Consider the following 12,695-nt stretch of genomic DNA (forward strand, 5'->3'; position numbering starts at 1 on the left):
GCCCAGCGTCTTGGTCTTCATCCAATTACCCTATCGGCTGATCCCGCTCAGTACGACTATCTTGCGGCGGAAGGCATTGAGGCAATCCGTGTCGATACAAAAAATCTCGATGCGCTGATCCGCGAATGTTCCCAGCTGCGTGCGACCTATGACCTTGCTGGCATTACAAGCGCCAAGGAGGCGGTCTATGCGACAGTTGGCAAGCTCTGCCGGCATTTCGATCTACCGGGACCGAACCCTGAATCGATTGAACGATGCTGCGACAAATTCACTCAACGTCAGCTCCTCGCGGAGGCTGGCGTTCCAATACCCGCTTATCGTTTGGCCGCGAATGCGACAGACGTGGAAAGCGCGGCGGCGGAGATCGGCTTCCCGGTGATTCTCAAGCCAGCCGTAGGCAACGGCAGCTACGGGGTCCGATTGTGCCGCGACGTCGACGAGTTGGCCGAACATACGACCTATCTGTTGGGCGGGAAGCACATATGGCGGTCCGCGCCGAGGATACTGATCGAAGAATTCGCCCAAGGCCCCTATTATTGGACAGACGTAATGGGGAATGAAGTCATCGGGATTTGCGCCGCTGACTTCGGCCCCCCACCGCATTTCGTCATTCATAAATGCACCTACCCAGCCCTGCTAAGGGATGACGAGCACAAGCGCATCGCCGATATTTCGCTGAGCTGTTTGCAAGCTCTCGGCCTTGGCTGGGGGCCAACGAATATTGAATTCCGGTGGACGAAGCGTGGCCCAGTCGTCATTGAAGTCAATCCGCGCCTTGCGGGAAGGACCAATCCTCAACTGGTTCAGCTGGCTTACGGTATCGATCTCGTCACCGAGCACATCAAGCTTGTCATTGGCGAGGAATGGAATCTGCGCAAAAGGCATTCGCACACTGCGGCTGCGCGGTTCCTGATTCCTGATCGCGATGGCATCCTTGATTGGATTGACGGCGACACTCAGGCGGCTGCTGTACCAGGTGTCGCCGAGGTCAAATTGAATGTTGAACCAGTGACGCCCATTGTCAGGAAGGGTGACGACCGAGACTCTTTGGGGTATGTTATCGCTATTTCACCCAGCCGTGCTCAGACCGAAGCAATGCTTCAGCGCGCCGTCGACTTGATCGATTGGTCGATCACCCCTTTTCCAGCCGTTGACGAACAGAGACAATCTGCAGGCAGCGACAGATGAGAGGTGATCGTCGCCGAACATTGGTGCCGGTCGCCGCTGCTCGGCTTCCTCAACGAATCCCGGCATCACCATCAATCTGGTCACTAGATTATCGCCGTTCGATTTCCGTCTTGAGACCATCAATGCCGCGATCCCTTTTGGCGTCGCTGAGTGGCCAGAAGGCGATCTGACCCTGCTTCGACCGGCCGTGGTGCTTGATAAGTCCTCGAAGATTTTCTGATTACTCAATTACAGTCAACTTCTTTGGGAATTCTGACAGGTCTTTGGCCGGGCCGTCAGAGATGAGGATCTTTCAGTGATCTCGATGCTCCAAACAGCGCGGGCAGCATAGCGAGCGCTCGACCAGGATTTCCCGTGGAGGGAGCTGTCACGCCCTTCATTCGATCAGCAGCGTGGGGAGACAGTATTGCATTGGTCGCGCCACGCAGTTTGAAGCTGCCCGTCGCCTGATAAACTTCAAGCTTCAAACCAGCGGAAGAGCCACAGATTTGCGGGAGGGTTGGAGAAAGAGCTAACGGCGTACGCAAAACATAGCTGTGGCGCGACAATTCTGATGAGGCAATGCGCGTTCGTTGCGTCTTTGCCGCTGTACCTGTTCGGTATCGAAGGTCGCGCAACCGGTCGTCACTGCGCTCGTGTCCTGATCGTGTTGCGAGGAAGCCCGTTCGAACGCCGTCGCAGCCGAACAGCGGGAGGCGTTGGGCCTGCAGGTTCGCTCGGGCTCGGCGGACGGGCCAGATGGAAATCTTGCGGTGGGGCGAGGGGAGGCGGGCATGGGGCTCACCGCCAATATGGACGCGCTCCTATGCCGGAGGATGGGGAGTCCAGCCCTGGAACTCCACCGTCCTCTGCAAAATGCATGCCTGCGGGCATGGCGGGCAACATGGCGATGCCGCTAGGAGTGGCCGGGGTATTCTCGGCATCGCAGGACTTTCCCGTACTGTCCACTTCGTCTTTCAATCGGCCGAGCAAGGTGGCGCGATGGCGATGGCCGTAGACGGGTTCGTCGAGCGTTTCCCGGTCGATACAGTCTGTGGACTGCACAGCATGCCCGGGTCGTCCTTCGCTGGTCCGTTCCCTGGCCACACCCAGGAGCGCCGGCGCCCAGCTGTGGACGGTGGAAACTCCGTCAGCAGGTATTCGCGCCCAGCGGCCGGTCGCCGCCTCAAATCTGCTCGAGCCCCTCGGGCGTAAAGGCGTTCCGCCAACGTTGGCTGTGTCGGGAATAACTTTCAGCGCGTCGAAATTGCCTGCCTTGAGCGCGCAGGCCCTGACCACGGCCGACTGCAGCGGATCGACCTAGCGCGAGAAGATCGTCTGAAGCATGGCCCCATCGCCACCACCGCGACGACTTCAACGCTATACCGGCGGGCGTGATCTGCGCGCTGATTGCCCTTGTGGAACAGCTTGACGGCGGTCGTGGCGCGCGCCTCAAGCTGCTCGCGGGCGAAGCGGCGGAGGACAGATAAATAGTAGCGGTCGATCTCGACGTGATAACCGCCGCGCCTTATGCGCCATTCGGCAAAGACGTAGCACTCGGCTGGGCAAGGGCTTGAGCGCAGGATGCTGGCTCTCATCGGACAGACCGGCGCAACACCCGGCGCTCGTTGAGATCGATCGGCCAGAGCTCGGCGGAACCGCGGCCAGGCTGTAGAAAGGGCGATGGTGTGGCCAGCGCTGAACGATGCGCAAGGGAAAACACCACCCAGCTCTGCAAATTATAGATCTAAGCGCTCCAGTTTGAAGGGTTTAGATCAGATTGTTCCTATGGGCACATGGTCGGAAACGGTATGATCGACCAATCGATCAAGTCCACGGCACGCTGAAGTATTGCTTCGGTCTGAGCACGGCTGGGTGAAATAGCGATAACGTACCCCAAAGAGTCTCGGTAATCGCCTTTCCTGACGATCGGCTCCTTGGGTTCAATATAGAATTTGACCTCGGCGACACCTGGTACAGCAGCCGCCAGGCTGTCGCCGTCGATCCAATCGAGGATGCCATCGCGATCAGGAAGTAGGGATCGCCAAGCCGCAATGTGCGAATGCCTTTTGCGCAGATCCCATTCCTCGCCGATGACAAGCTTGATGTGCTCTGTGACGAGATCGATACCGTAAGCCAGCTGAACCGGTTGAGGACCGCCACCAAGGCGCGGATTGACTTCAATCACGACTGGGCCACGCATCGTCCACCGCAGTTCAATGCACGTTGGCCCCCAGCCAAGGCCGAGAGCTCGCAAACAGCTCAGCGAAATATCGGCGATGCGCTTGTGCTCGTCATCATTCAGCGGTGCCGGAAAGATGCCTTCACGAAAGACAAAATGCGGTGGGGGGCCGAAGTCAGCGGCCTCAATCCCAACTGCGTTATTTCCCATAATGTGGGCCATATAATGGGGGCCTTGGGCGTATTCTTCGACCAGTATCCTCGGGGCAGACCCCCAAATGTGCTTCCCGCCCAACAGAAAGGTCGTATGTTCGGCCAACTCGTCGACGTCGCGGCACAATCGGACCCCGTAGCTGCCGCGGCCTACGGCTGGCTTGAGAATCACCGGGAAGCCGATCTCCGCCGCAGCGCTTTCCACGTCTGTCGCATTCGCGGCCAAACGATAAGCGGGGATTGGAACGCCGGCCTCCGAGAGGAGCTGACGTTGAGTGAATTTGTCGCAGCATCGTTCAATCGATTCAGGGTTCGGTCCCGGTAGATCGAAATGCAAGCAGAGCTTGCCAACTGTCGCATAGACCACCTCCCCAGCACTCGTAATGCCAGCAAGGTCATAGGTCGCACGCAGCTGGGAACATTCGCGGATCAGCGCATCGAGATTTTTTGTATCGACACGGATTGCCTCAATGCCTTCCGCCGCAAGATAGTCGTACTGAGCGGGATCAGCCGATAGGGTAATTGGATGAAGACCAAGACGCTGGGCTGCTTTCACGTATAGCAGACCATTGCTCCTTGTGCCTTCGACGAGTATGAGCGTTCTTTTCGCCATTGGCCGTTAACCCTTCGTTGCGTGCTATGAGACGATCTGAGTGTACACCGGTTTCAACTCTTTCAGCCGTGCCTGACCTCAGACTTGCGGAGAAGGTACCATTGTCAGCGACTGGCGATCGTAAAGATCTTGTAAATTGATTTGAAGGATCTGTTGCAACGGATTGGTTACCGGCGGTGTTCTCCATCTTCAGGAGATTGCGTCGGGCTGGATCTTTGCCGTGCAATCAACAATGTTGGTGACACAGTCGACTTCTTTGGCGAGCACTGTCATCCGGCGGCAGCAAGGTGCTTCGTCCGAAGCGCTTGCGGCGGGCACATTCGTCTTCAATGGCATTGTCATTTCTGCGCGGAGGCCCGGCGGTTGAGGGGAAAACGGCGCTCGATGAACCGAGCGCCTGGGAATGCAGCCGCTTTGCGTCGTTGTTGTTTTATTCGCGCCGAGGGGGTGGCTCTATTCCATCGGAACGAGCTCTTCGCCGTCACGGTAGAGATGACTGCGAACAACCTTTCGGGCGCACTCCGTTCGCGTGCCGGATCGATGCCCTCACGTATTCGGAGGTCGTTCGCTCGGTTACTGCGAACCGCGCAAGCAGATGCTTCAGATCCCGCCCATGCAGAGGTATTCATTTCGAGGTAGTCTTCGAGCCCATGGCGGGAACCCTCCCGTGCCGGACTGTTTTATCCCGCCGAAGGTGCCGCTTCCGAGGACATGCGTCCCGTGTTGATTCCAACCATGCCATATTCCAATACCTCGGCCACACACCAGACACGCTTCAGGTTTGAGACATAGAAATAGGCGGCGAGGCCGTAGATCGTGTCGTAAGCCTCACGCACGACCTGATCCGCATCATCGAAGCGAATGATCGGCGCCAGCGGCCCGAAGGTCTCCTCCTGCGCAACCGCCATCACGCTGGAAATCTCGGTGAGGACCGTGGGTTCGAAAAACGTGCCATCCTTGCCGATACGTTCGGCTCCGCATTGAATCATGCCGCCTTTGACGACGTCATCGGCGATATGCGACTCGATCTTGGCCAGAGCATGCTTGTCGATGAGCGGCCCGATGTCCACTCCGGGAGCAAAGCCGTCGCCAACCGATAAGTGCCGGACTTTCTCCACGAATTCTCGACGAACTCATCGTGGACATAAAGGCGGGTCGCCGAAACGCAGGTCTGGCCGGCATTGCAGAACTTCGCCTGGATCGCGCCGTCAACCGCAGCGGCGATATCGGCATCATCGAAAACGATGAAAGGCGCATTGCCGACCAGATCGAGGCTGACCAGCCGGGAAGGGAATCGTGCCGACCTCGAACAGCAGGGCCTCTAGGCCGCGTTGAACACGCCGGGGGCGTCATTGCCGTGTATTAATCTATCGATGCATGGTCCGATTCTCACGCCGCGCAAGCATAGACGGTGCTCGATTGCGAATGAATTTTGTTGACGAGCTAGGAAGCAGGTTCATGGGCTGCGTCTCCGACTGCAACCGGTTCACAATTGGCTCTTGTCTTTTAGGGAAAACATGGGTATGAAAAGAAAAAACTTGCCTAAGATAAACTATTTCCTCTAGGCGACGGGAGGCGGCATGACGTTAACCAGACGGACTTTCGTCGGCGCAGCCGGCGGCACAGTGATGTTGGCGGGATTGCCGAAGGTGCGCGCGGCGGACGAGACGCCACGCCGCGGGGGGGTGTTACGGGCAGCCACTTCGGAAGAGCCCTTCGCCCCTGCATTCGACGTGCACAAGGTGGACTCGCTGCTGACCACGCGCATCGGCTATCTCGCCTATAACGGCTTGGTCAATGTGAATGAGCGGCGTGAGATCGAGCCTGATCTGGCCGAGTCCTGGGAACAGCCAGACGCGTTGACTTACATCTTCAAGCTGCGCAAAGGCGTGCTGTTCCACGACGGCACCGAGTTTGACGCTGACGCCGTGAAGTTCAATCTTGAGCGGATCATCAATCCTGAGACCGCGTCGCCGAAGCGAGCCGACTTCGCCGTGATCAAGACCATCGACGTGGTCGACAAGTACACGGTGAAGCTCCACCTTGATCACCCGTTCGCGCCGCTGCTCGGCTACATGCGCCGGTCCTATTTCGGGATAATGTCGCCAAAGGCGATCACGGAACAGATGGGACAGGATCCATTGAAGAGATCCATCGGCACGGGTCCATTCAAATTCGTCTCGTACACGCGGGGCGACAAAGTGATACTGGAGCGCTTCGACAAGTATTTCGGAACCCCAGCTTGGCTTGACGGTATCGAGATTCGGATCATGCCCGAGCAGTCGACGCAGTTCGCGGCACTGCAGACCGGCAGCCTGGACTACATGATCCAGACCAGCCCGTCCTTCGCCGAGCAGATGAAGTACAATCCGGACCTTCAAGTACTTTCGGCGCCCTCGACGATCTGGGATTTTCTGGCCTTCAACGTCATGCGAGCGCCTTTCACCGACAAGCGCGTCCGCCAAGCGTTTTCCATGGCGCTCGACCGAGAAGCCATGGCAAAGGGCGTATATCGTGGCTATGCAAAAGCGGCACAGGGCGCACTCTCCTCCGGCTTCTCCCCCTACTTCAGAGACAACGGCGACATACCGTTCCAGACATACGATCCCGATCGTGCCAAAGCGCTTCTGAAGGAAGCGGACTTCCCCTTCCAGAGTGAGCTACGCTTTGACACCTTCACGGAGCGCCCCTGGGGCCAAATTGGCGATGCGATCGCCGACCAGATCAGCGCACTCGGCGTCAAGCTGCGTATCGAGAAACCCGATTTCAACACCTTCGCCCAATACTTCTACGGCACCAAGGAATATTGGTTTGGCAATTCGTCGATGACCGGCGGTGGCGCTGATCCCGACGAACTCATGTACAAGCAATTCGTGACGGGCGAAGTCTACAATATCAATAACTACACCAATCCCGAAGTCGACAAACTGCTCAAAGATGCGCGCACGGAGAACGACGTGGAAAAGCGCGTCGACCTCTACAACAAGGCCAATCGGATGCTTATGGAGGAATGCTGCGTAGCCTTCCTCGTGTATCCTGACTTGGTCGAAGGCATGCGGGCGAACGTTCATGGATACCGCTTCCGTGACGAGTCGGCAGGCACGTTCGACGAATGCTGGCTGTCTTGAAACGGCGGCGGGCGCGCGGCACCCGACCCACGATGTGGTGACGCGACATGGGAGTGCTCTATTTAGCGAAGCGCCTCGGGTGGATGCTGTTCATTCTGTTCGGCTCCACGGTCGTCATTTTTCTTGTCATCCATGTGATCCCCGGCGATCCGGCGCGTGCGATGCTAGGCCCCCAGGGGACTCCCGAGGCCGTCGAAACCTTGCGCCGAGAGCTCGGTCTTAATGATCCTTTATGGCAGCAATACTTGATTTGGGTGGGGCGCGCGCTGACTGGCAATCTCGGTCACTCCATCCTGCTGAGCAAGAGTGTGCTTGAGCTTCTCGGCGAGCGGGTAACGACCACCTTGTTGCTCAGTCTCTACGCGTTGATCCTCGCGGTGCTGATTGCGCTGCCGATCAGTGTCATGTCCGCGACACGCCGCAATACGATAGGCGATCATGTCGGCCGCCTGGTCGTGTTGATCGGGCTTGCCATGCCGAGCTTTTGGTTCGGTCTGATGCTAATGCTGCTCTTCAGTGTGCGGCTCGGTTGGCTGCCGGTGTTCGGCTATGTATCGCCGCTCGATGATCTGGGTCAGCATTTCTCCCACATGGTCTTACCGGCCGTCGCGCTTGGATCGGGCTATGCGGCGATGATCATGGAGACCACACGGAACAGCCTGGTCGACGTGCTTAATCAGGATTACATCCGCACGGCGCGCGCCGGCGGCTTGGCCGAGCGGCTGGTGTTATGGAAATACGCCATGCGCAACGCGCTGATTCCGACCGTCACGGTGATCGGTATTCAGATCGGCTACTTAATGAGCGGCGCAATCGTCATCGAGAACCTGTTCGCCATCCCCGGTATCGGTCGGCTTATGGTCAACGCCGTGTTATCGCGTGACTATCCGGTGGTGCAGGGAACCATGCTAACGGTTGTTTTTGTGTTCGCGTTTGCCAATCTGTGCGTCGACTTGCTGTGCGCGGCGATCGACCCCAGGACCGCAAGGGAGTAGCCGGCGTGCTTGGGGAATTTCTCAGGAATCTTCGCAGCAACCGAGTACTGCTGGCGGCCACGGTAGGTCTTGCCGTGTTCATCCTGATCGCCATTTTCGCACCGCTCATCGCGCCACACGATCCAAATGTGCAAAATCTACGAGTCACGCTCGATCCGCCGTCCCACCGATTCTGGCTCGGCACCGACGAGTTCGGACGTGATCTCGCGAGCCGCCTCATCTTCGGTGCGCGCAATTCGTTGATTGTGGGCCTTTCTGTCACGCTGCTGTCCGGGCTGATTGGCACGGCGCTGGGTATTGTTGCCGGTTATCTTCGCGGCATTGCCGACACCGTCACGATGCGTGCGGCCGACGTGATGATGGCGTTTCCAGACTTGGTCCTGGCCTTGGGATTGATCGCAGTGCTCGGCTCAGGGCTCGACAGCACGATCATCGCGTTGACCGTCGCATTGACGCCAATTTTCGTGCGGATGGTCCGAAGTCGGGTGATCACCGTCCGAACCGAAGCTTATGTTGCCGCTGCCAAGCTGATTGGTGTCCGCCCGCCGGTAATCGCGGCGCGGCACATCATGCCGAATGTGCTCGGAGGCATCGTGGTGCAGGGCGCGCTCACCTTCGCCTTCGCGGTGCTAGGGGAAGCAAGCCTAAGCTTCGTCGGGCTCGGCGTTCCGCCGCCGGCCGCGTCTTTTGGCAATATCGTCGCGGAAGGCCGCGACTATATGATCCAAGCGCCTTGGATTTCGATTTCCGGCGGTGTGACGATCATGCTGATCGTGCTTTGCTTTCTGGTGTTGGCCGACGGGGTGCGAGATGCGATTGATCCCTATCAGCGCGGCCACTGATCCTCTGCTCGAGGTCCGCGACCTGCAGGTGCGCATCCCGACGCGCCGGGGCGACCTGCTGGCAGTGGACGGCGTCGATCTCACGGTCGGGGCCGGCGAGATCGTCGGCGTCGTTGGCGAGAGCGGTTCGGGCAAGACTCTGACCGCTTACGCGATCATGGGGCTGCTGTCGGCTCCTGCCGTGATTTCCAGGGGTGTCATCCGCTTCCGGGGCCAAGACCTTCAAGCGCTGGCTGCCGAAGAGCGTGGCCGGATGCGGGGGAGCGCCATGTCTATGGTGTTTCAGGAGCCGTTAACAGCGCTCAATCCAGTGTTTCCCGTCGGGACACAGATTCGCGACGTGATCCGGCGGCATACGAATCTTTCCGATCGCTCGATCCGCGGCCGCATTCTCGAGCTGCTTGACCACGTCGGGATCGCCGGACCCGAACGGGTCGCTGCAGCCTACCCGTTTGAGCTGTCCGGAGGCATGCGCCAGCGGATCCTGATCGCCATGGCTATCGCTTGCGGGCCCAGTCTCGTGATCGCCGACGAACCGACCACCGCGCTCGACACCACCATCCAGGCGCAGATATTGGAATTGCTCCGCCGTTTGGTCCGGGACGATGGTATATCACTGCTTCTAATCTCGCACGATTTCGGCATCGTCGCCGATTTGTGTCAGCGGGTCTACGTGATGTATGCCGGCCAGGTCGTCGAGCACGCGACCGCCGGACAGCTGTTCGACCGGCCTCGCCATCCCTATACCAGCGCGCTTCTCGGGTGTATGCCGGCCGCGAGGGATGGCGACGCGCCGCTTGATACAATCGAAGGAACGGTTCCCACCGTCATCGATCCCAAGGCTCTCTGCCGCTTTGCCGATCGGTGCGGTTATGCGCAGGCTCGATGCACCGAGCAGTCACCGCCGCGGCAGACGTTCGGCGTCGTTCAAGATGCGCTGTGCTTTCGCGCCGCCGAGCTCACTCTTCCCGGGCTCGTGACGCCTTCTCTTACCGACGGGGTATTGCCGTGAGCGACGAGCCTCTTCTGAAGGTGGAGAACCTGCACGTGCACTTTGCCACTCGGCGCGGCCTACTCGCGTCGCGGCGCCGGATGGGCCAGGTGAAGGCAGTCGATGGCGTCTCGTTTGAGGTCGCTTCCGGCGAAGCCTTCGGCATTGTCGGCGAGAGCGGCAGTGGGAAATCGACCATAGCAGCTTCGGTCATGCGGCTGCTGCGACCGACAGCGGGGCGGATTCTCATCGATGGGCTGGATATAACTCATTTGTCTGAAGCTGCGCTGCGGCCGCTACGGCGCGAAGTGCAGATGGTCTTTCAAGACACGAAATCGTCGCTCAACCCCTACCTCACGGTAGAGCAGATCGTGCGCGAGCCGCTCATCACATACGGGTTGCCGAGCGATCGCGTCAGAATCCTCGAAATCCTGGCGCGGGTTGGGCTCGGCGAAGCCCATATCGACCGATATTCCAATCAGCTTTCGGGCGGTCAGCGCCAACGCATCGGCATCGCCCGCGCGATCGCATTGTCACCACGTCTGATCGTCGCCGATGAGCCAGTTTCCGCGCTCGACGTATCCATCCAAGCTCAGATCCTGAACCTCCTGCGATCACTGCGCAAGGAGCTGGGACTCGGCTTCGTGTTGATTTCTCATGATATTTCTGTTGTCAGCTACTTTTGCCAGCGGGTCGGCGTTATGTATCTGGGCCGCCTCGTCGAGCAGGGGCCGACCGCCTCAGTAATGCGCCAGCCGAGCCATCCCTACACCAAAGCATTGATCTCGGCAGTCCCGGGCCGATTCGGTGCCCGCGCGGAAAGACGCATCCTATTGCGCGGTGAGGCGCCTGATCCCATATCGCCGCCACGCGGTTGCGCGTTTCATACACGCTGCCCAGTGAAAATGGGCTCGATCTGCGAGACTTTTCCTCCACCTTATCACCGCACCGCTGGCGGCGGCTGGGCCGCCTGCCATCTCCTTTCCAGTCAATCCCAAATTGCTGAGTCTCAAGCAGGCAAGGTCATGATATGAAAAGCAAACTGACAATAGCCCTCGCGCAACTGGCTCCCGAGGTCGGCAATACAGAGACGAACTTGACACGCGCTATCGAGGCAGCTGACAAGGCTAAGGCGGCCGGTGCCGACATCCTGATGCTGCCAGAGCTCCATCTCCAAGGCTATCGCGCCGACGAGCTTTTCGCCGAACTGGCGGAGACTATACCCGGTCCTTCAACGGACCGATTGGGTGAGGTCGCGAAGAAGCACAATCTCCACATCGTCATGGGCATGGGGCGCAGATCGGAAGGGTTCCCAGACCTATGCTATAATTCTCTTTGTTTCCTGGGGCCGGAAGGCGTAATCGGATGGTACGACAAGATACATCTGGGTACCTTCCATCCCTATATTGAAGGTGTCTACTTCGCCCCAGGCCGCAGCGCACCTGTGTTCGACACCCGCTTCGGCAAGGTGGCCCTCCAGATTTGCTATGATGCCAGCTTCCCTGAGCTGACGCGCCTCTATGCAATGCGCGGCGCAGTTCTGAATTTGGTGATCTCGGCTGGCCCATCCGGCGATTGTGAGGGTTGGGCTAATACCTTACGCCAGCGCGCGTCGGAGAATGTAATGTGGACAGCCTATTGCAACACCGTCGGTAAGCAGAAAGACTTCTCCTTCTTCGGCGGAAGCAAGATCGTCAATCCTTTCGGGCAGATCGTCGCCGAAGCGAAGTTTGATGAGGAGGATTTTCTCGTGGCTACCATCGATTTGGAGCAATCCTTCCATACGCGGCGGCATTGGATGACATTCCGAGACGTCCAGCCATGGCTACTTTCCGAATTGGCGGAGGCATCAGCTAATGCTCGATGAAGCTGCTGCGACCCTGTGGAGCGACGGCACGGAATTCCGCTGGACAAAGGAAGCATGCCCGCAGCCGGGGTAAATTACCGCGGGCCTCGCTCATCGATCAGCCCGACGATGAAGGCTTCGTGTGCATCAAGGCTGGACGCGCGTCGGCGGCCTTGCGGGCGCGGCGCGTCCGCTCGCCGATCTTCGCCCGTGCGATCCACCGGATCGCACTCGATATGCCGACGCCGAACCGCGCCGCCGCCTGCCGGGCCGACATGCCCGCGTCCGAAGCCTTCAAGACCCGGGATCGAAGATCGTCGCTCAGTGCTCTTCCCATCATCCACCTCATCAAAGGGGATGTTGAATCACCCGCGCAGCCCAACGTCACATCACAATCGATTCATTGATCGCAGGACGTGCTCTAGTCGGACATAAGAGGATTGCGCATGGACGCGGAGGGAGCATGGTAATAGCGGGAGCACGAGAGGTATGAAGAAGCCCTGTACTCCGCTCAGCATCCTCCCTAGATCCAAGCTGTGATGTCTTCTTGCGGAGGCACTAGAGCGTTTCCTATTTTGAGAGAATCGTAGGATTCCCAAAGAAGCGGGTCGTCTAATCGCTCGGCCGTCAAGGGGGTGAGTGCAAGGCAGTCGTCCTTTCTGTCCATGCTCGTTCGTTCGTATGCCGGGTACAGGGTCGTCTACGCGGTCGATGCAAAG

Annotated in this window: 10 protein-coding genes and 3 pseudogenes; 9 read left to right on the forward strand and 4 right to left on the reverse strand. The window is 58.8% G+C overall.

What is annotated here, in order from left to right; translation table 11 throughout:
• Together IQ26_RS37810 and IQ26_RS40925 are read left to right on the forward strand one after the other, a co-directional pair.
• A partial coding sequence (locus IQ26_RS37810; RefSeq protein ID WP_145723431.1) for an ATP-grasp domain-containing protein occupies positions 1 to 1,188 on the forward strand: 1,188 nt, incomplete at its 5' end.
• A gap of 49 nt (positions 1,189 to 1,237) precedes the next feature.
• A pseudogene (locus tag IQ26_RS40925) lies at positions 1,238 to 1,366 on the forward strand (LysR family transcriptional regulator); the annotation flags it as partial.
• A gap of 97 nt (positions 1,367 to 1,463) precedes the next feature.
• Here IQ26_RS40925 and IQ26_RS37820 read toward each other — a convergent pair.
• Positions 1,464 to 1,805 (reverse strand): pyridoxal-phosphate dependent enzyme, encoded by a 342-nt coding sequence (locus IQ26_RS37820; RefSeq protein ID WP_407660233.1) that lies wholly within the window; start codon positions 1,803 to 1,805, stop codon positions 1,464 to 1,466.
• Between the two features lie 238 nt (positions 1,806 to 2,043).
• Here IQ26_RS37820 and IQ26_RS41770 point away from each other — a divergent pair, with 238 nt between their 5' ends.
• Entirely contained in the window at positions 2,044 to 2,382 is a 339-nt protein-coding gene (locus IQ26_RS41770; RefSeq protein WP_407660234.1) for a hypothetical protein, read from the forward strand.
• A gap of 571 nt (positions 2,383 to 2,953) precedes the next feature.
• On the opposite strand, the gene IQ26_RS37825 is transcribed toward IQ26_RS41770, so the two are convergent.
• Positions 2,954 to 4,174 carry an ATP-grasp domain-containing protein gene (locus tag IQ26_RS37825; RefSeq protein WP_145723432.1) on the reverse strand — a complete coding sequence of 407 codons (1,221 nt, stop codon included), beginning with the start codon at positions 4,172 to 4,174 and terminating at the stop codon, positions 2,954 to 2,956.
• A 600-nt stretch (positions 4,175 to 4,774) separates the two neighbouring features.
• Positions 4,775 to 5,453: pseudogene (locus tag IQ26_RS37830) on the reverse strand (aldehyde dehydrogenase family protein); the annotation flags it as partial.
• 349 nt (positions 5,454 to 5,802) lie between these two features.
• On the opposite strand from IQ26_RS37830, the gene IQ26_RS37835 reads away from it, so the two are divergent.
• The 6 genes from IQ26_RS37835 to IQ26_RS37860 are packed head-to-tail and all read left to right on the forward strand — an operon-like array spanning position 5,803 to position 11,997.
• Positions 5,803 to 7,302: an ABC transporter substrate-binding protein gene (locus tag IQ26_RS37835; protein ID WP_162458189.1), complete on the forward strand. Its 1,500-nt coding sequence runs from the start codon at positions 5,803 to 5,805 to the stop codon at positions 7,300 to 7,302.
• A gap of 47 nt (positions 7,303 to 7,349) precedes the next feature.
• Positions 7,350 to 8,297, forward strand: coding sequence for an ABC transporter permease (locus IQ26_RS37840; protein ID WP_145723434.1), 948 nt, complete (start codon positions 7,350 to 7,352; stop codon positions 8,295 to 8,297).
• A gap of 5 nt (positions 8,298 to 8,302) precedes the next feature.
• Complete coding sequence (locus IQ26_RS37845) at positions 8,303 to 9,139, forward strand: ABC transporter permease (protein ID WP_162458190.1); 837 nt, start codon at positions 8,303 to 8,305, stop codon at positions 9,137 to 9,139.
• Complete coding sequence (locus tag IQ26_RS37850; RefSeq protein WP_162458191.1) at positions 9,114 to 10,151, forward strand: ABC transporter ATP-binding protein; 1,038 nt, start codon at positions 9,114 to 9,116, stop codon at positions 10,149 to 10,151. Before IQ26_RS37845 ends, IQ26_RS37850 begins: the two co-directional genes overlap by 26 nt.
• Positions 10,148 to 11,164, forward strand: coding sequence for an ABC transporter ATP-binding protein (locus tag IQ26_RS37855; RefSeq protein WP_167522731.1), 1,017 nt, complete (start codon positions 10,148 to 10,150; stop codon positions 11,162 to 11,164). The genes IQ26_RS37850 and IQ26_RS37855 overlap by 4 nt, the downstream gene beginning before the upstream one ends.
• On the forward strand, positions 11,161 to 11,997 hold the full coding sequence (locus IQ26_RS37860) for a carbon-nitrogen hydrolase family protein (protein WP_145723438.1): 837 nt from the start codon (positions 11,161 to 11,163) through the stop codon (positions 11,995 to 11,997). The genes IQ26_RS37855 and IQ26_RS37860 overlap by 4 nt, the downstream gene beginning before the upstream one ends.
• Positions 11,998 to 12,083: 86 nt before the next feature.
• On the opposite strand, the pseudogene IQ26_RS37865 reads toward IQ26_RS37860, so the two are convergent.
• Positions 12,084 to 12,313, reverse strand: a pseudogene (locus IQ26_RS37865) (helix-turn-helix domain-containing protein); the annotation flags it as partial.
• Positions 12,314 to 12,695: the final 382 nt, after the last annotated feature.

The sequence above is a fragment of the Mesorhizobium tianshanense genome (assembly GCF_007830515.1).
Lineage (GTDB): Bacteria > Pseudomonadota > Alphaproteobacteria > Rhizobiales > Rhizobiaceae > Mesorhizobium > Mesorhizobium tianshanense.